The organism is Bacillus sp. CH_70 (genome assembly GCF_038007045.1).
Lineage (GTDB): Bacteria > Bacillota > Bacilli > Bacillales > Bacillaceae_G > Bacillus_A > Bacillus_A cereus.
Genome location: NZ_JBBOWL010000001.1, coordinates 850,183 through 867,558, shown reverse-complemented (window position 1 = coordinate 867,558; position 17,376 = coordinate 850,183). Strand labels below are relative to the sequence as shown.

Genomic DNA, 17,376 nt, shown 5'->3' with positions numbered 1-17,376 from the left:
CAATCTTGAACAATTTTTCAATGAAAATGTTCTTATTTAGTTTATCCTTTTTCTTCATAATCAAACAAAAGGGAAAAATAACGCTACATACAAAAAATAAGTAACATTTTTTAATATAGCATTTATAAAGAAAAAGGTAAAACAATACTTCTTATTTAACTGTCGTAATTCGCTAAAGAGTCGACATGTTCATCAATAAAAAAGAACTTGTGAAAATCACAAGTTCTCCTCCATACCTATTAAGCACTCTGATTGCCTTCCATTTGCGTTTTATACATATCATAATAACGCCCACGCTTTTTCATTAGTTCATCATGAGACCCTTTTTCCAAAATCGTCCCTCTATCGAGCACAATAATTTGATCCGCACTTTTAATCGTTGAAAGACGGTGAGCAATAATAAACGTCGTTCTTCCTTTTTTCACAACTTCCAGCGCTTGTTGAATCATCGCCTCTGTTTCTGTATCAATACTAGATGTTGCTTCATCTAAAATTAAGATAGCTGGATCAAAAGCAAGCGCCCTAGCAAACGAAATAAGCTGACGTTCTCCAGTGGAAAGCGTACTTCCCTTTTCTGTAATTTCTTCATTTATATTGTTTGCAAATCTTTCAGCACCAACATCATGCAATGCTTTTATGATACGCTCTTTTGAAATTTTTTCGTTTTCTAAGCTTACATTGGAAGCGACCGTTCCGCTAAATAAAAACGGATCTTGCAGTACGATTCCCATATGCTCACGAGTTGCTTGTTTCGGCATTTCTCTTACATCATGACCATCAATCGTAAGCTTTCCTTTTTCAAACTCATAAAATTGAAAGAGTACATTCATGATAGAACTTTTTCCTGATCCAGTATGACCAACAAGTGCCACTGTCTCGCCTTGTTTCGCTTCAAAAGAAATATTTTTTAACACTTCATCTTTTCCATTATAAGAAAATGATACATTATCAAATTTTACATTTCCTTTTAAACGAGGCATGCGTTCTTCTTCTACCGCTTCCCCTTTTTCCTCTAACAATTCAAAGACACGTTCTGATGCAACGCGCGCTTGCTCTAAGTTTGCAAGCTGGTTCACCATATTCGTAATTGGCGAGAATAATCGTGTTAAATAATCGACGAACGCATACAGTACCCCAAGTGAAATAATACCTGTAGCACTTAATGACGCACCGCCGAAATACCAAATTACTCCTGTGAAAGCAATATTTCTTAATACAGATACTAAATTATGCGAAGTTGCTGCATTTAAATTTAAAATTTTATTTTGATACTTAAAATAATCGCCATTTAATTCTTCAAATTCTTTTTTCGTTTCACGCTCTTGACGGAACGCTTGAATAATTGGCATCCCTTGAATGGATTCATTCACTGTTCCGTTAATATCAGATAAACGAGAGCGCATTTTATGATTGTATACAGACGCGTATTTTCTATAAAGAATCGCCCAAACAATTAAAATTGGGATAATTAATAAACATAATGAAGCGAGCTTCACATCTAATAAAAATAGCGCAGCGAATATCCCAATAATATAGATGATACTAGAAACGAATGTTGCCAGCACCGTTACATATAAATCACGAATGGCCTCTGTATCATTCGTCACGCGCGAAACAATTTTCCCCGCCGGTAAATGATCAAAGTACCGAATTGGCAACGTTTGAATATGAGAAAAAACATCTTCCCTCATAATTTGAATAATTTTGTTCGCTGCCTTCTGCAAGAAAAACTGCTTTCCGTATGCAAATAATGATACGACTACTAATAAAGCGAAATAGCCACCACCAAGTAATAATAGACGGTTTATTTCTGGCTTATAAAATGCAAATACTTCTTCCTTTGTTAATGCTTGCGCTTTATAAACTTGCACCGCTTTACCATTTTGAACGGTAATCATATCCCCTTTTACAGTACGTGACCCTTCCTCATTTACTTTATTCGGTACAAAATAATATTGAAAACCGACTTGCATCACACGTACTTCTTTACCTTTTGTCTCGCCTTGTTCAAAGCGATCACTTCGCTTATAAAAAGCGCCATTATATGAAACAGCTTCTTCACTCTTTTCTGTTTCATACCAAGGTTTCTCTATCCCGACGATATGATCATCAATCATCGTTTTAGCAACGAAAGGACCAGCAAGCTCTGCGATGACGAAAATAAATAACATTAACATCGCAGCAAAAATCGTCCCTTTCACTTTCATCGCATATTGAAATAATCGTTTTGAAACGCTCATATTTTCACCCCACTATCCGCACTTTCACTTTCACCTTGTTGTCTTTCAAACTGTTCAGCATACCAGCCTCCGCTCTGGATAAGCTGAGCATGCGTACCTTCTTCTATAACTGCGCCTTCATCCATAACGAGAATCCAATCCGAATGTTGCACTGCAGATAAACGATGCGTCGTAATAATCGTTGTCTTTCCGCTTCTTTCCGTTCTTATATTTTCAATGATCGCTGCTTCCGTACGAGCATCTACAGCTGATAAAGAATCATCCAAAATTAAAATTTCTGGATTTTGAATAACAGCTCGCGCAATTGAAATCCTTTGCTTTTGTCCACCTGATAAAGAAACACCTTTCTCTCCAACGAGCGTTTCTAATCCTTCTGGTAAAAACTCTAAGTCTTTTTTAAACGCAGCAATTTCAATTGCTTTCTCTAGTTCTTCTTCAGTCGCTTCCCTATTTCCGAATAAAATATTTTCTCGTGCTGTTTTTGAGAACAAAATATGCTCCTGCGGTACATAGCCAATCCACCCGAGTACATTTTCATTCGTTATTTTATCTAATGTCACATCAGAAACTGCAATATCTCCATCTCCAAGCGGATATTGGCGAAGAAGCTGACGTACAAGCGTCGTTTTCCCGCTTCCTGTTTTTCCGACAACCCCTAGCGTTTCTCCTTGCTTTAATGTGAAAGAAACCTTTTTTAAATTTTCTTCAGTTGATGAAGGATATGAAAAAGACACATCATCAAACTGAATATAATCCGGCTCCTGTACAAGCTTTGGATGTTTCGGATCCTTTACATCTGGTTCATACGCTAACGTTTCATTCACACGGTCAAGCGAAGCATTTCCTCTTTGCATAACATTGATTAATTCACCAATTGCAAACATCGGCCAAATCATCATCCCTAAATACACGTTAAAAGAAACGAGTTCACCAAGCGTCACTTTTGACTGGAACACAAGGTATGCACCGTACACTAAGCCGATTAAATAACTAAGACCGACAAGCATTTTCACAGTTGGTTGGAATAATGCATCAATTCTCGCTACCTTCATATTTTTTTCGTAGACGTCATCTCCTAAATGATGAAATCTTTCCTCGTCTGCATTCTCTTGTACGTATGCACGAATAACGCGCACACCAGCGATTGATTCAAGCACTTTATCGTTCATATCACCAAACGCATCTTGCGCAACGGTAAATCTTTCATGCAATTTCTTTCCATATATATTCATCGCATACGCCATAATTGGAAGCGGGATAAGCGCTGCAAATGTCAGCTCCCAACTAATTGTAAATCCCATCATAAAAACGATCGTAAGCATGTATAAACTAGAATCTACAAGCGTTAATATACCAAAACCAGCTGTCATAGCGATTGCTTTTAAATCATTCGTTGCCCTCGCCATTAAGTCGCCAGTACGATTTTTTTGATAAAAAGTCGGCGTCATCTTAAGTAAATGCCCCATAAATTTAGAGCGCATCGTTTTCTCCAGTACAAATGCACCGCCAAACAATTGATGTTGCCATACGAAAGTGAGGCCATATCCAACGATCGTAACCCCTATTAAAATAAGAATAGATTGCATAATAGCTTCGTTTGATAACGTTCCTGTTTTTATGTTATCTATCGTAACCCCTAACACTTTCGGGGGAATCACTTCAACTATATTTACAATTAAAAGAGCTCCAATGGCGATACTATATCTCTTCCAGTGCTCTTTAAAAAACCACTTTAACTTTAGTAATACTGATAACAATGTAACCTCTCCCTTCTCGTTCTCGTTTATTTCTCATTTCTTTATCCACTATCCAAACCCATTACATTTACATTTCGTAACCCATACAATCTCATCACATTTTTCCACCTTCCAAAGTTTTATATAGGAATATGGAAAATAAACAAAAAAAAGCATACCGCCGCTTGACGATATGCACAGGAATGCATAAAAAGCGTACGTTACGATATACGCAACGTACGCTTTTTATAAGACAAAGATGCCCTATATATCCGCACGGGTTGCGTAATGATATAAATGTTTTCTGCCATTTAACAGAGCTAAGCTCATTACATTTACGATTACAATCATTACGCACACCCCCTTCATTTATTTTCCATTTATAATCTTACAACTTTATCGAGTATTCTGTCAATTGTTTTTTTACACATAAAGTAAAATACACGAAAATGCAAATGGTTCATGACATAATAAACCAGTTTGAAATAAAAGAATGTTCTGTAAGAAAGGGCATACAAAATAAAAAAAGAATAAGAAATCGTTTTCACAAACATTTCATTTGAAAAATGTTATCAAACCCCCTACAATCACCTTATACTCACTCTTACAAGTTGCTATTTTAGGAGGACTAATCATGACAACTAGCAATACGTACAAATTTTATTTAGACGGAGAATGGAGAGAAAGCTCTTCAGGAGAAACAATCGAAATTCCATCTCCATACTTACACGAAGTAATTGGACAAGTACAAGCAATTACTCGCGGAGAAGTAGATGAAGCAATTGCATCTGCAAAAGAAGCTCAAAAATCATGGGCTGAAGCTTCCCTACAAGATCGCGCAAAATACTTATATAAATGGGCTGATGAGCTCGTAAATATGCAGGATGAAATTGCCGATATCATTATGAAAGAAGTCGGTAAAGGCTATAAAGATGCGAAGAAAGAAGTTGTTCGTACAGCTGACTTCATTCGTTACACGATCGAAGAAGCTTTACATATGCACGGAGAAAGCATGATGGGCGATAGCTTCCCTGGCGGAACGAAATCGAAACTTGCGATCATCCAACGCGCACCACTTGGTGTTGTATTAGCAATCGCACCATTTAACTACCCAGTAAACTTATCTGCTGCAAAACTTGCACCAGCATTAATTATGGGTAACGCTGTTATTTTCAAACCAGCAACTCAAGGTGCAATTAGTGGTATTAAAATGGTTGAAGCACTTCACAAAGCTGGCCTTCCAAAAGGTCTTGTAAACGTAGCTACAGGACGCGGTTCTGTAATTGGTGACTACTTAGTAGAACACGAAGGCATCAATATGGTATCGTTCACAGGTGGTACAAACACAGGTAAACATTTAGCGAAAAAAGCTTCAATGATTCCACTTGTATTAGAACTTGGTGGTAAAGATCCTGGTATCGTTCGTGAAGATGCTGACTTACAAGATGCTGCAAACCATATCGTAAGCGGTGCATTCTCTTACTCTGGTCAACGTTGTACAGCTATTAAACGTGTACTTGTACACGAAAACGTAGCCGACGAGCTTGTTAGCTTATTAAAAGCGCAAGTAGCTGAACTATCAGTTGGATCTCCTGAACAAGACAGCACAATCGTTCCATTAATCGACGACAAATCTGCTGACTTCGTTCAAGGCTTAGTTGACGATGCTGTTGAAAAAGGTGCTACAATCGTTATCGGTAACAAACGTGAGCGTAACTTAATTTACCCAACATTAATCGACCACGTAACAGAAGAAATGAAAGTTGCTTGGGAAGAGCCATTTGGCCCAATCCTTCCAATCATCCGTGTTTCTTCAGACGAGCAAGCAATTGAAATTGCTAACAAATCAGAGTTCGGCTTACAAGCAAGTGTCTTCACAAAAGACATTAACAAAGCATTTGCAATTGCTAACAAAATCGAAACTGGTTCTGTTCAAATTAACGGACGTACAGAGCGCGGCCCTGATCACTTCCCATTCATCGGTGTAAAAGGTTCAGGTATGGGCGCACAAGGTATTCGTAAGAGCCTTGAGTCTATGACACGTGAAAAAGTAACTGTATTAAACTTAGTTTAATCTTATAAAAAGAAGCTGATCTATTTTTAGATCAGCTTCTTTTCTATATAAATACTTCCGATTTGGTTTTCCAAATCGAACTAAAACATGCCATAATAATTTTAATTCCTGAAGCACTTCTTCATAAGTGCCACGATCACTCCAAGATAATGGATTGCGTTTCAAATCCACTACAGCAGAGCCAATTATATTTGCATCGATACAATGATTCCTTGCAATGCGTCTTGCTAAAGATGGCATTTTTGAACCTCTAAAATCCATCGGAACTTCGTCTACCATAAGTACAAAACCGATGTGCCAATACAAATCAATAGCATACTTCAGGCAAATCTCTTCTAAAACTCTTCCTACATCCGTACCCTTAAATGAAGGATCTGCAACAAGCACCTCTACGTCTTCTTTAAGAGAAATCTCTCCATGAATCTGCGCTTCAATATAATGATTAAGATTACGGGCTGGCTCTTTGCTTACTAAATCTATAAACGGCCTTTTCAGGTTAGCCAGTAAATGATTAATAAATATTGTTGGAGTCAAATTTCCTTCACCAATTGCAAAATCTCTTACGAATGTCTCTTCTAAAAGAGCAGCTAAAATCATATCAAACTCCTCATAAGTCCCCTTTTCTTTCGGATCTTGATGCGAATCTAAATATGTATATGTAGAACGCGAAGAAACTTTTGGAGATAAAAGAAAATAACATGAACCAAAACGCGGAGCCGGCCCATCTGGATGTAACATTAACTTTAGCGCTCCGTATTTGGGCCGTTGCTCATTCGTTACGCCTTCTAATTGATATGCCCCTCCAAATATTCTCTTTTCCCAAAGGTCACGTTCACCACCAGGATAAGCAGATACGCTTCCATTAGATAGTAATGTTTCAAATTGACTTTTATATACTCCTTGCTCAAACAATGCTTCAGCAACACTTTTCATACTCGAATCAAGTCTGTCTGGATGAAAGTGTAAAGCAATCCTTGCATGAGATTTTAAATTAGCGACAGCTTCTTCAAATATTTCATCTGTAATATTAGACATTTTAAGTATATGATTAATCGTTGCTTTAGCCCCACGTTTTTCGTTCTCTGCATATTTTGAAATATACTCTAAAGCAAATAATTGAGATCTTGATAATTCCATAATCAAACCTCTCCTTTAATTAAAATGACCTTAATCATTTCAATTAAAAGCTTATTCTTTCCTTCTTATGAAACGAACCTGATTTATTTAAAAAAGTAATTTACTAAATCTTAATTATGCATACACGCATTTTTCATAGGCAAATGTACACATTCTACAGAAATGTGATATCCTAGCCATCGCTCAGCAATATGTTCAAATGATAAAACAGATCCCGTTGTAAAAAAACGATGCTTCGGATTCAGATTGTCAGACAAAATTCCTTTGTGCTGTAAAATGGTACTTAACTCTATCGCTGTTTCTTTTGCAGAACTAATAATCGTTACATCTTCTCTTAACTTACTTTTAATCACAAACTCTTCTCTATAATCTGATTATTACTATATCCATTGACGTATAAAAATACATTTGTTACTCTTAAAGACGTTAATTTAATATTTAAATCCTCATTCGTATCTCGGTGAGGTAGAGGTTGCAATCATTAAGAGTATCATTTCAGGAGATGTAGTGGCATTGATGAAGGAATGAGAAAGGAATGGTTGCCGAAGTAAGTCGTGTCCACCATGCACGCTTGCTGGGTCTGCATTTAATAAGTGCAGAACTGTCACAAACGTTTCGTTTGTGGAGAGCTATCGAGAGGTATGTCGTGGGTTTCTTATAAGATAGAAAGCATGTAGCGGCAGATTACGTGCTTTTTTTGTTTTGTTTGGGACTTCTCTTCTCTACTAAGAAGACATACATATCTCCTCGCTTGACTTGGTTATACTAACTTTGGAGGTATTTTCTATGCAACAAAAAAAATGGGGCTTTTGGGTACTAACAGCTTTCGTTGTCGGTAACATGGTTGGCGCTGGTATTTTCATGGTGCCAAGTACGTTGGCACAAACAGCAAGCCCACTCGGTGTCACTTTAGCTTGGTTAACAACAGGGTTTGGTGTTTTAATGCTAGCTCTTGTTTTCGGTAATTTAGCAATTCGTCGTCCTGATTTAACGACAGGACCACAAAGTCATGCATATGCTTTATTCTCAACACCAAAAAAGAAAAAAATGGCTGGTTTCAGTATGGTATGGGGATATTGGGTTGCAAACTGGGCAAGTAACGTTGCCATCATTACATCATTTGCGGGATATTTATCACTCTTCTTCCCAATTATGAAAGATACGCGACTACTATTTTCAATCGGTTCTTTTAACATAGAAGTCGGAAAACTAATTACATTTACGATTTGTTCCATCTTACTTTGGGGAACTCATATTATATTAACAAATGGTGTAAGCGGAGCTGGAAAACTAAACTTCTTAGCAACAACAACGAAAGTAACTGGATTCCTTTTATTCATCGTCGTTACGTTATTTGCATTCGAAGCTTCTAAATTTGGACAATGGTACACACCGATGATTGATAAATCAGGTGCATCACACGGTCTTCTTTCACAAGTAAATTTAGCTGCTCTTACAACGCTTTGGGCGTTTATCGGAATTGAATCAGCCGTTCTTTTATCAAACCGTGCTGTTTCTCCAAAAACGGTAAAACGTGCAACAGTTGCGGGATTACTTATTACAGTTGCAATTTACTTAGGAATTACAATTTTAACAATGGGTGTACTTCACGTTGATAAATTACAAGCTTCTGAACGTCCATTAGCAGATGCATTAAACGCTGCAATGGGTCATGGCGGCGGGAAACTGATGGCATTACTTGCTCTTACTTCCCTGTTCGGTTCTATCTTAGGCTGGATTTTATTAAGCTCAGAAGTACCTTATCAAGCAGCAAAAGAAGGTTTCTTCCCTTCCTTCTTCACGAAAACAAATAAAAAAGGAAGTCCAATTTACTCATTACGATTAACAAACATTATGTCGCAAGTATTCCTATTCTCAACATTATCAGGAACCATTGCGGAAGCTTATACATTCGTTATTACCGTATCGACACTGGCCTACCTCATTCCATATCTCGTTTCACCAATCTTCCAGTTAAAACTAGTCGCAACTGGTGAAACATATAAAAATGAAATGCGGGCAAGAATTACAGATGGCATAGTCGCAGTTATCGCACTTTGCTACGCACTATGGGTTATTAAAACCGGCGCATCCGATATAAAAACGTTCCTTCTCGGAATTGGTTTATTCGTAATTGGATTTGCTTTCTATCCATTAATGAATCGTGATCAGAAAAAAAATAACGAAAAGAAAAACGGGCAAGTTGCATAACGCAATTTGCTCGTTTTTTCTTTTGTAAAACATATATAATAGAACAAAGAGGTGAAAAACATGTCAATCGAATCGCTATGGAGCAGTCGCTTCCAACAACATATTCAAAATATCATTACATACTTTGCACGTATGATTAACGGTTTACTATATAGCTTTATCTTTATTTCATGCGTTGGTGCATATTATTATGCTCAGTTTCTAAAAGCATCTCCTTCTAAAGGAATATCTTTAATAATTATAACGATTGTACTTACATTCATTATAACGAGATGCCCTATCCGTACATTTATTCAAAAACCTGATGCTGTCTATTTGCTTGCATTAGAAGAGAAACTAACATCCTATTTCAAAAAATCTCTTCTATACAATTACATCATTCAGCTTTTCCCATTATTATTTACGTTCCTTATTCTCGTACCACTTGCACTGCAATCATTGCAATTAACTGTACCTTTTTTGTGTACAATCTTTATCATGTTAATGATTACGAAAGCTTGGAACATGTACATACATTGGATGTGGCGTGATAGTCACGAAAAAAATATATGGCTAATCATCCGTATTACTTGTAACGCCTTAATCATTTACATGCTGTTTTATTCCGCAAATGTTCTCATATTAGGCGGATTACTCTTACTACTTGCTTTCCTACTTCTATATACGAAAAAACAGCCTACAAAACGAATACCGTGGGATTACATAATCGAGCAAGAAGAAAAAATGAACGTTCGTTTTTATCAATTCGCTAGCATCTTCACTGATGTTCCGCAACTGAACAAACAAGTAAATAAAAGAAAATGGCTTACAAATTGGATTGAACCTTTATTACATAAAAAAAGAGCAACTTTCTTCTATTTACATACATTAGCATTTTTACGCGGGAATGATTATTTCGGTATATATATTCGCTTAGGATTGATTGGTGCTTTCGCCTTATATTTCATACCAAATATATACGTAAAAGGCGCTATCGCTTACATCGTTCTATATATGATTTCTATGCAGCTCCGTTCACTGTGGAAATATTTTTCAGGAAATATTATTGTAGCATTATATCCAGTCCATACTGAAGAAAGGATGAAGCAATTTCTTAGCTTAATCTTTATATTGCTAAGCATTCAACTCATTGTATTTTCGAGTGTTATACTCATTGCTACAGGTCAATTTTTACATAGCCTTATCATTATGATTGTCGGGTTACTCTGGATCAAATTTATTATTGTACCAAAAACGAAGCAACGCGTTTCTTCGTTTTAACGAAAAGAAATATCTTAAAAGCCAAGGAGCAAATAAATTATCTCCTTGGCTTTTTTATTTTGCTTCCTCAAACAAGAATCACTGAAACAACCGATATTTTATGATTTTTACATACAAAAACGATAATACATGTTTACGTCCTAATAAAAAGGGTATGTATTAAATTAACAAGGGAAACGAACTGGGGGGATTAGAAATTTAAAAGGAAACAAACACTACGATGCATTGCTCAAAGATGATTCTGGAACCGATACTATAATGTAAGGAGCTGACTGCAATGAGTAAAAAAATTGCTATTTTAATAACGGATTATTTCGAGGACACAGAATACACAGAGCCAGCAGAAGCTTTTAAACAAAAGGGATATGAATTAACAACTATTGAAGCAGAAAAAGGTAAAACGGTACACGGTAAGCAAGGAAAAAGTGAAGTTGTAATTGATAAAGGTATCGATGATGTTTCTCCAGAGAACTTTGATGCCCTCTTCATACCAGGCGGATTTTCCCCAGATATACTTCGTGCAGATGAACGTTTCGTTCGCTTTAGCAAAGCATTTATGGATGCGAAAAAACCTGTTTTTGCTATTTGTCACGGACCCCAATTACTCATCACTGCACAAACACTTGAAGGACGCGATGTGACTGGATATAAATCCATTGCGGTCGATTTGAAAAATGCCGGCGGAAATTTTCATGACAAAGAGGTTGTCGTATGCCAAAATCAGCTGGTCACAAGTAGACAACCAGAAGATATACCGACTTTTATTGAAGAATCGTTGCGTATATTAGGATAACTACTTTGGTTAACTAACCTCCTTTTATTTACATGAAAATAATTAATCAGTGGGGTTTTATTCATCCCCCCACTGATTCACCAACTGGTCGTTTACAGGCAATCCGACCACCACAAATAGCAGGATAAATAAAAAGAGGGGAACCCAAAAGTTCAGTTTTAATAATCTTTTGGATTCCTCTCTTTTCTCGCCCCAAAATTCCTTATCACTTTTCATAGGCAGTTCTCATATAGTGAAAATGACTATATAATTCCTATCCATAAGTTAAATAATGATTTCACACATACAAATAAAAAAAGATGGGAGCTCTATTATGAACAACAATCCACCTTCTCCTACCCAAGACAACTCTGAAGACAATAGCCGTGAAATTTCACTACAAACATTGCGGGTCATTGGACTTATCGTCCTCATTAGTGGTTATATCCTCGTCGCTCTCTCAGAAGTAGGTGAACTAAAAGTCTTATTAACAAACCCGAATGCCAATCCTGATTTAGCTGAAGTTGATCCGTTTTAGAGGCTATATAAAAAGCGAGTCCCAGTATAACTGGTTCGCTTTTATATAGTTTCATCCAATTTGAGAAACATTTCTCTCATCCTCATACTTCTCTTTCCCTATTGCCTTCATAAATAATAAAATACTGCTCATACCAACGAGAAAGTACAGAGCACTCATGCCCCAAGATGCAATAAATGAACCTAGCATAACACCTAATGCCCCGTTCATTTTTGCCACTTGAAAGACCATTCCGTTAATCGCCATATAAGAACCTCTTGCCTCATTTGGCACCATATCTGCCATAATAGATTGACGCACTGGCACATACATCATCTCGCCTACCGTTTGGAAAAGCCCTGCAATTAATAAAATCCATAAACTATTGCTCGCTCCAAGTATTGTAAATCCAATTGTATAAATGAATAAACCTACATATAAGATTTTCAAATCATTGAAGCTTTTCAGCATTTTAATAAGAAGTGCTGAACATAACACAACTAAAATTGTATTCTCCGCTGATATCCAGCTCAGCATTCGAATACCCGTTAAATCAAACGTAAAACCATTACTGAAGAAAAATTGTACTGTTTCAAATTCCTTCTGCAAACGTACCCCTAAATAATTATTAATTTGAAACTCTAACGATAATGTACATATACTCGCTGCACAAAAAATTAAAAACGCTCTATCTTTCATTACGACTTTATAACTATCTGCCATATCTTTTAATACATTTTTCTTCTCTACTGTTTTTCTCGCCACATACACCTCTTCCATATATACAGCCATCACATATAAAGTCATAATGGCAACAAGAGTTAATACGATAAACAATTGCAATCTATAGTTTTCAAATAGTAATCCACCAAATATTGCTCCAATTGCAATAGATAAATTAATCGCCCAGTAGTTAATGCTGTACATCACTTTTCGATTTTCAGGTGTACTCACATCAATTAACATCGCCTCTGTCGCAGGATTCATAAGTCCAGAGCCTAAACTATTCACTAACATAAACACAAATGTTAGCCATGGTGAGTCAACGTAATCCGAATTCGCAACTCCCATACAAGCAATGGAAATGACTTGTATACTTTGACCGATAATCATAACCTTTTTACGCCCAAGCCGATCCCCAACATATCCACCGTATAAACCAATTACTAACGAAGCTATGACATTAATAAGTAGTAACGCACCAGCAATCGCACTACCTAACTTTATTGAAAAATAAATCGCCATAAATGGAAAAATCATTGTGGACACAGTACGTGTTAAAAACGAAGTTATAATTCTAATTTTTATATTTCGATGCATACTCCAAAATCCCATTGTTTCCCCCTCCTTATGCTTACTTATTTTACTTTGAAAAAAAGGAAGAAAAAGGTTAGAATATTCTAAAGAGTTTCCCCTTTTATGATAGAAGGAAGTGTATATATGAAAATTATGGACTATTACATTAGACTAAGACTACATGCACAAGATCAACAACATATGCGAAATAGCTTACAAGAATTAGCGGATGTTTTATATTGTAGTACGAAAAACGTAAAGATTTTATTAAAGAAAATGAGCGAGGAGCAATTAATTAGCTGGACTCCTGGGCGAGGACGCGGAAATAAAACAGAAATTCTATTTATACATAATTTCGTAGAAGCGATTGAATGCTATACAGATGAACTGTTAGCGCAAGAAAAATTAAAAGATATCTTTCTTCTTTTAAAAGAACCCCTACCCCTTGCACTTCAAAAAAAGATAGAAAATAAACTACATCATCATTTTGGATACGAACCTTCAAATGATATGTACGACATATTAAAAATTCCTATATCGAGAAAGATAGTCCCATTAGATCCGGCTTTTGTGGCTGTAACTACAGAGAGCCATCTTACGAGTCAAATTTTTGATACGTTAGTCGTTTATAACGATGTTACGGAAAAAATGGAACCACACATTGCGCATACGTGGGAATTAAGTGAAGACGGGCTGACGTGGACTTTTTATTTACGAAAGGATGTATATTTTCATAACGAAACAGTTTTAACTTCTAAAGATGTACGATTTTCATTTGAAAGACTAAAAGAAGTTCACTCTCCTTTCGAATGGTTAACAGAAGAAATTGTTCAAATTGAAACACCATCACCACTGCAAATTCGATTTCATTTAGCAAAACCAAATTTATTTTTCTTACACTATGTAAGTTCCATACAACTAGCAATTTTGCCACATGATGCTAGTATTGAAAATCATCATTATATAGGTACTGGACCTTTCAAACTTGCTCATTACTCTGAAGACAATATCGTACTCGAAGCGTTCACTCATTATTTTAAAGAGCGCGCGTTATTAGATCGTATTGAATTTTGGGGTATTCCTGATCATGTACAAATCGATGCTGATTATGAACTACCAAATGAAGAAGAAAATGAAAGGCATGATATACAAATAGAAGAAATAGGTTGTATTTATGCTGGCTTCAACTTTACAAAACCTGGTCCTCATCACGACATTTACTTTCGAAAGGCTTGGAGAGAACTATATGATGTTGAAACGATACTTCGTAGCATAGAGGGAAGACGAACAATTGCTGCATCAAGCTTTTTCCCTGAAAGAAGTAGCCAAGCTTCTAAAAGATCTTACTCTTTAGAAAAAGCAAAAGTTTACTTAAACAAGAGCACCTATAACGGAGAAACGATACATATTTATTTCTTCGCATTTAAAGACAGTGCAAATGACGCACATTTCCTAAAAGAACGATGTGAAAGTTTAGGTATACAAGTGGAGCTTCACCCATTTCTCGTTTCAGATTATATGAATCGTTCTATCGATCAACATGCCGATATTATTTTCATGGGAGAAGTGTTTGCTTCCAATCATGAACTTGCATTCTTAAATGTATTTAAAAATAAAAGTTGCTTCGTAAATCGGTTCATGGACCCACACTACGAAAAACAAATTAACTGTTTGCTAGATACATTTTTACTAGAAGAAAATAAAGAAAAGCGTTATGAACTCATGTATGAGATTGAAGAGTTTTTACAAGCAGAACACATCATTTTATTTAACTATCACGTTTTAAAAAGAAAAACATACCCTTCTTCTTTAAAAAACGTAACAATTGATTCATTTGGTTGGGCAAATTTTGCGAAGTTATGGATACAACCATCCACGTATTAACATGCAAGTTTTTATAAAAGGAGAAAAACCATGAAACGCACCCTAGAAAAAAGACTTTCTTATCTATACACAGGTGAGTTATTTTCAGTCATTACTTTTATTTTCACAAGTTACTTACTTAATTATGCTTATCCTACGTTACATTTATATTCCCTATATTCTTTTTGGGTCTCATTTCTTCTTTTAGAGTTTATCTTATTACAAGGAGTAATTTACTGGTACGTAAAGTGGAAACGACTAAAAAAAGAGAAAACATCTGTTACGCCCATTAGGATGATTCAATATTTAAAAATACTTAAAAAGATAAATATAGCATTCATTATTACGGGATTTATTACGTTTACTATTGATTTTATAATTTGGTATCCTCACTTACCTTTAGGTGGGCTATCATTCACTCTATTTATTTATATTTTTGCATTACTTGAGTACATTAACTATTATCATACTCAGCTTTCATACGATAACATCTCTGATATAAAACATTTAATCAAATCAAAAAAACTAAAACAGTCCTGTATAAGTAAAGATTTTCAACGTATTTCATAAACGAGAAGGTACTACATCCTTAGTAGTACCTTCTTCACATACAAATATAAACTATTATTTAATTACTTCATCTAAGTGATCTTTCAAGTTCAATAAATATTGCTCAATATCCGGATTCTTCACCACATCATAACAAGCAAAACTCTTTAATGGACTCATACCGAGAAACTTTTGCACGCGGTGTAAATGACTAAGCGCTGATTCTAAACTTTCTCCTTCAAAGAACTTCGTCTTATCTCCAAATGCTTTTTCAGGTGCATTCCAAGTTGTAGAGAACATATACTCTTTCTCTTTTAATAAACCACCTGTTCCGTATTCATCTGCACCTTTAAAGAACAAACCGTATTCATATACTTCATCCATATACGTTTTAAATAAGCCTGGAACACTAAACCAGTAAATTGGTGTTTGATAAATAACAACATCGGCCCATAAAAATTTATCCTGTTCTTCTTTAATATTGTAACCATCTTGAATCGTTGTTGTTTTCACATAATGATTCTCGCCTAATAGAGTAACCATATAATCTACTAACGTTTTATTTAATCGTCCTTCCTTTGTACCGTATTTTTCATGTCCATTTATAATAAATATATTTTTCATTACTTTTCTCTCCCCTATATAATCTACTCTTCAGCTATTAAGCCGAGTTGCTGCTGTAGTGTAAGATTATCTTCTAAATGCCAATCTTCCGTTATCTTTCCGTCTTTCACATGTAAAATATCAATTGCAAAAAAATTAATTTTCTTACCATTATGCGTTCCTGTAAAAGAAAGACGAGCTGTTACTTTATCACCAACAACTAATAAATCTTCAATCTTGCAATGTATATCAGGCACAACTTTACGAAAATTTTGCGCTGCAAACTTTAATCCTTCAATGCCTTGTGGTCGCCCTTTCGGCAATGTATTATCGAAGAAATCTTTAGTAACAGTCTGCGGAATAAGTTCCTCCTTACCTGTATCCCAAAATGCATAAAAACGCTGCGCCGCATGAACCATTTCTGTCGCTTCTTTTTTACTTAGTGAGGGATCAATTGTCATTGCTTTTGGCTTTGGCATTTCTTTTAATAACTGAACTTCAGTTTTTTGTTCCACACCACATGCTACAAGCACAATACAAATAACAAACAAACTCAGAAATCCAAATAACTTTTTTATCCCCATGGAAATCACCACCTCCTCATATAAATCCTTTATGTTTCGTATTGCTATTGTATATGCACTAACTTCATTTATGGAAGTAGTGATATTTTTTTCATATAGTTACCAAAAGTATAGTTTTGTGATACTATAAAGCAAATTCATCCAAAAAAATTTTATGGAGGCTTGTTCCATGAACAATATAGATCCAGTTGAATTAACGAAAGGTTTACCTGGCATACCTTGTCCTATCGCTAAAACGCTTGATGTAATTAGTACAAAATGGACGTTTTTAATCATTCGCGACCTTCTTATCGAAGGAACATTACGCTTTAGTGATTTACAAAAATCAATGGATGGTATTAGTCCAAAAACATTATCGCTTCGACTAAAAGAATTAGAGTCTCAAGGCATTATAACGAGAAAAGTATATCCAGAAGTTCCGCCTCGTGTAGAGTACACATTAACGGATAAAGGAAAGCAACTAGAGGGGATTTTTATTGAATTAAAACGGTTTGGATTAAGTTTATAAAACAAAAACCCCTTACCGTCGTAAGG

General features: G+C 35.7%; 15 protein-coding genes, 1 pseudogene and 1 riboswitch. Of the genes and pseudogenes, 8 read left to right on the top strand and 8 right to left on the bottom strand.

Going from position 1 to position 17,376, the window contains the following annotated elements:
* Window positions 1-239: 239 nt before the first annotated feature.
* On the bottom strand, window positions 240-2,240 hold the full coding sequence (locus tag N2V79_RS04430) for an ABC transporter ATP-binding protein (RefSeq protein ID WP_053565155.1): 2,001 nt from the start codon (window positions 2,238-2,240) through the stop codon (window positions 240-242).
* The gene (locus N2V79_RS04425) at window positions 2,237-3,997 is read right to left on the bottom strand and encodes an ABC transporter ATP-binding protein (RefSeq protein WP_053565156.1); all 1,761 of its coding nucleotides are present in this window, start codon (window positions 3,995-3,997) and stop codon (window positions 2,237-2,239) included. The genes N2V79_RS04430 and N2V79_RS04425 overlap by 4 nt, the downstream gene beginning before the upstream one ends.
* 613 nt (window positions 3,998-4,610) lie before the next feature.
* Between N2V79_RS04425 and gapN the strand changes: the two genes are divergently transcribed.
* Window positions 4,611-6,050, top strand: a complete 1,440-nt coding sequence (gene gapN, locus N2V79_RS04420) for an NADP-dependent glyceraldehyde-3-phosphate dehydrogenase (RefSeq protein ID WP_000213615.1) — start codon at window positions 4,611-4,613, stop codon at window positions 6,048-6,050.
* Here gapN and N2V79_RS04415 read toward each other — a convergent pair.
* Window positions 6,042-7,187 carry a DUF3626 domain-containing protein gene (locus N2V79_RS04415; protein ID WP_340719602.1) on the bottom strand — a complete coding sequence of 382 codons (1,146 nt, stop codon included), beginning with the start codon at window positions 7,185-7,187 and terminating at the stop codon, window positions 6,042-6,044. The two genes, gapN and N2V79_RS04415, sit on opposite strands and share 9 nt — an antisense overlap.
* A 110-nt stretch (window positions 7,188-7,297) precedes the next feature.
* Window positions 7,298-7,546: pseudogene (locus N2V79_RS04410) on the bottom strand (glutamate racemase); the annotation flags it as partial.
* Between the two features lie 99 nt (window positions 7,547-7,645).
* Window positions 7,646-7,827, top strand: a riboswitch (Lysine riboswitch).
* 146 nt (window positions 7,828-7,973) lie between these two features.
* Here N2V79_RS04410 and N2V79_RS04405 point away from each other — a divergent pair.
* The 3 genes from N2V79_RS04405 (at window position 7,974) to N2V79_RS04395 (ending at window position 11,451) form a co-directional block, all read left to right on the top strand.
* A complete protein-coding gene (locus N2V79_RS04405; protein WP_023521252.1) occupies window positions 7,974-9,398 on the top strand; it encodes an amino acid permease in 1,425 nt (474 codons plus the stop codon).
* A 60-nt stretch (window positions 9,399-9,458) separates the two neighbouring features.
* Window positions 9,459-10,658: an ABC transporter permease gene (locus N2V79_RS04400; RefSeq protein ID WP_340719601.1), complete on the top strand. Its 1,200-nt coding sequence runs from the start codon at window positions 9,459-9,461 to the stop codon at window positions 10,656-10,658.
* Window positions 10,659-10,935: 277 nt separating this feature from the next.
* The gene (locus N2V79_RS04395) at window positions 10,936-11,451 is read left to right on the top strand and encodes a type 1 glutamine amidotransferase domain-containing protein (RefSeq protein ID WP_340719600.1); all 516 of its coding nucleotides are present in this window, start codon (window positions 10,936-10,938) and stop codon (window positions 11,449-11,451) included.
* 57 nt (window positions 11,452-11,508) lie between these two features.
* On the opposite strand, the gene N2V79_RS04390 is transcribed toward N2V79_RS04395, so the two are convergent.
* Window positions 11,509-11,667, bottom strand: a complete 159-nt coding sequence (locus N2V79_RS04390) for a hypothetical protein (RefSeq protein WP_340719599.1) — start codon at window positions 11,665-11,667, stop codon at window positions 11,509-11,511.
* A gap of 97 nt (window positions 11,668-11,764) precedes the next feature.
* Here N2V79_RS04390 and N2V79_RS04385 point away from each other — a divergent pair, with 97 nt between their 5' ends.
* Window positions 11,765-11,968: a hypothetical protein gene (locus N2V79_RS04385; protein ID WP_053565161.1), complete on the top strand. Its 204-nt coding sequence runs from the start codon at window positions 11,765-11,767 to the stop codon at window positions 11,966-11,968.
* Window positions 11,969-12,019: 51 nt separating this feature from the next.
* Here the strand turns inward: N2V79_RS04385 and N2V79_RS04380 are convergent, their stop codons facing one another.
* Window positions 12,020-13,282 carry an MDR family MFS transporter gene (locus tag N2V79_RS04380; RefSeq protein WP_098126282.1) on the bottom strand — a complete coding sequence of 421 codons (1,263 nt, stop codon included), beginning with the start codon at window positions 13,280-13,282 and terminating at the stop codon, window positions 12,020-12,022.
* 84 nt (window positions 13,283-13,366) lie between these two features.
* Between N2V79_RS04380 and N2V79_RS04375 the strand changes: the two genes are divergently transcribed.
* Entirely contained in the window at window positions 13,367-15,127 is a 1,761-nt protein-coding gene (locus tag N2V79_RS04375; protein ID WP_140155570.1) for an SgrR family transcriptional regulator, read from the top strand.
* Between the two features lie 30 nt (window positions 15,128-15,157).
* Window positions 15,158-15,676, top strand: coding sequence for a hypothetical protein (locus N2V79_RS04370; protein WP_000831576.1), 519 nt, complete (start codon window positions 15,158-15,160; stop codon window positions 15,674-15,676).
* Window positions 15,677-15,730: 54 nt separating this feature from the next.
* Here the strand turns inward: N2V79_RS04370 and N2V79_RS04365 are convergent, their stop codons facing one another.
* Entirely contained in the window at window positions 15,731-16,279 is a 549-nt protein-coding gene (locus N2V79_RS04365) for an NAD(P)H-dependent oxidoreductase (protein ID WP_064532614.1), read from the bottom strand.
* Window positions 16,280-16,302: 23 nt separating this feature from the next.
* Window positions 16,303-16,842 carry an ester cyclase gene (locus tag N2V79_RS04360; RefSeq protein ID WP_064532611.1) on the bottom strand — a complete coding sequence of 180 codons (540 nt, stop codon included), beginning with the start codon at window positions 16,840-16,842 and terminating at the stop codon, window positions 16,303-16,305.
* Between the two features lie 169 nt (window positions 16,843-17,011).
* On the opposite strand from N2V79_RS04360, the gene N2V79_RS04355 reads away from it, so the two are divergent.
* The gene (locus N2V79_RS04355; protein WP_001059470.1) at window positions 17,012-17,350 is read left to right on the top strand and encodes a winged helix-turn-helix transcriptional regulator; all 339 of its coding nucleotides are present in this window, start codon (window positions 17,012-17,014) and stop codon (window positions 17,348-17,350) included.
* Window positions 17,351-17,376 lie beyond the last annotated feature (26 nt).

Excerpts from the sequence above, each read along its gene's own strand:
- N2V79_RS04430 (WP_053565155.1), bottom strand. The coding sequence starts at position 2,240 with ATGAGCGTTTCAAAACGATTATTTCAATATGCGATGAAAGTGAAAGGG.
- gapN (WP_000213615.1), top strand. The coding sequence starts at position 4,611 with ATGACAACTAGCAATACGTACAAATTTTATTTAGACGGAGAATGGAGA.
- N2V79_RS04415 (WP_340719602.1), bottom strand. The coding sequence starts at position 7,187 with ATGGAATTATCAAGATCTCAATTATTTGCTTTAGAGTATATTTCAAAA.
- N2V79_RS04405 (WP_023521252.1), top strand. The coding sequence starts at position 7,974 with ATGCAACAAAAAAAATGGGGCTTTTGGGTACTAACAGCTTTCGTTGTC.
- N2V79_RS04400 (WP_340719601.1), top strand. The coding sequence starts at position 9,459 with ATGTCAATCGAATCGCTATGGAGCAGTCGCTTCCAACAACATATTCAA.
- N2V79_RS04395 (WP_340719600.1), top strand. The coding sequence starts at position 10,936 with ATGAGTAAAAAAATTGCTATTTTAATAACGGATTATTTCGAGGACACA.
- N2V79_RS04390 (WP_340719599.1), bottom strand. The coding sequence starts at position 11,667 with ATGAAAAGTGATAAGGAATTTTGGGGCGAGAAAAGAGAGGAATCCAAA.
- N2V79_RS04385 (WP_053565161.1), top strand. The coding sequence starts at position 11,765 with ATGAACAACAATCCACCTTCTCCTACCCAAGACAACTCTGAAGACAAT.
- N2V79_RS04380 (WP_098126282.1), bottom strand. The coding sequence starts at position 13,282 with ATGGGATTTTGGAGTATGCATCGAAATATAAAAATTAGAATTATAACT.
- N2V79_RS04375 (WP_140155570.1), top strand. The coding sequence starts at position 13,367 with ATGATAGAAGGAAGTGTATATATGAAAATTATGGACTATTACATTAGA.
- N2V79_RS04370 (WP_000831576.1), top strand. The coding sequence starts at position 15,158 with ATGAAACGCACCCTAGAAAAAAGACTTTCTTATCTATACACAGGTGAG.
- N2V79_RS04365 (WP_064532614.1), bottom strand. The coding sequence starts at position 16,279 with ATGAAAAATATATTTATTATAAATGGACATGAAAAATACGGTACAAAG.
- N2V79_RS04360 (WP_064532611.1), bottom strand. The coding sequence starts at position 16,842 with ATGGGGATAAAAAAGTTATTTGGATTTCTGAGTTTGTTTGTTATTTGT.
- N2V79_RS04355 (WP_001059470.1), top strand. The coding sequence starts at position 17,012 with ATGAACAATATAGATCCAGTTGAATTAACGAAAGGTTTACCTGGCATA.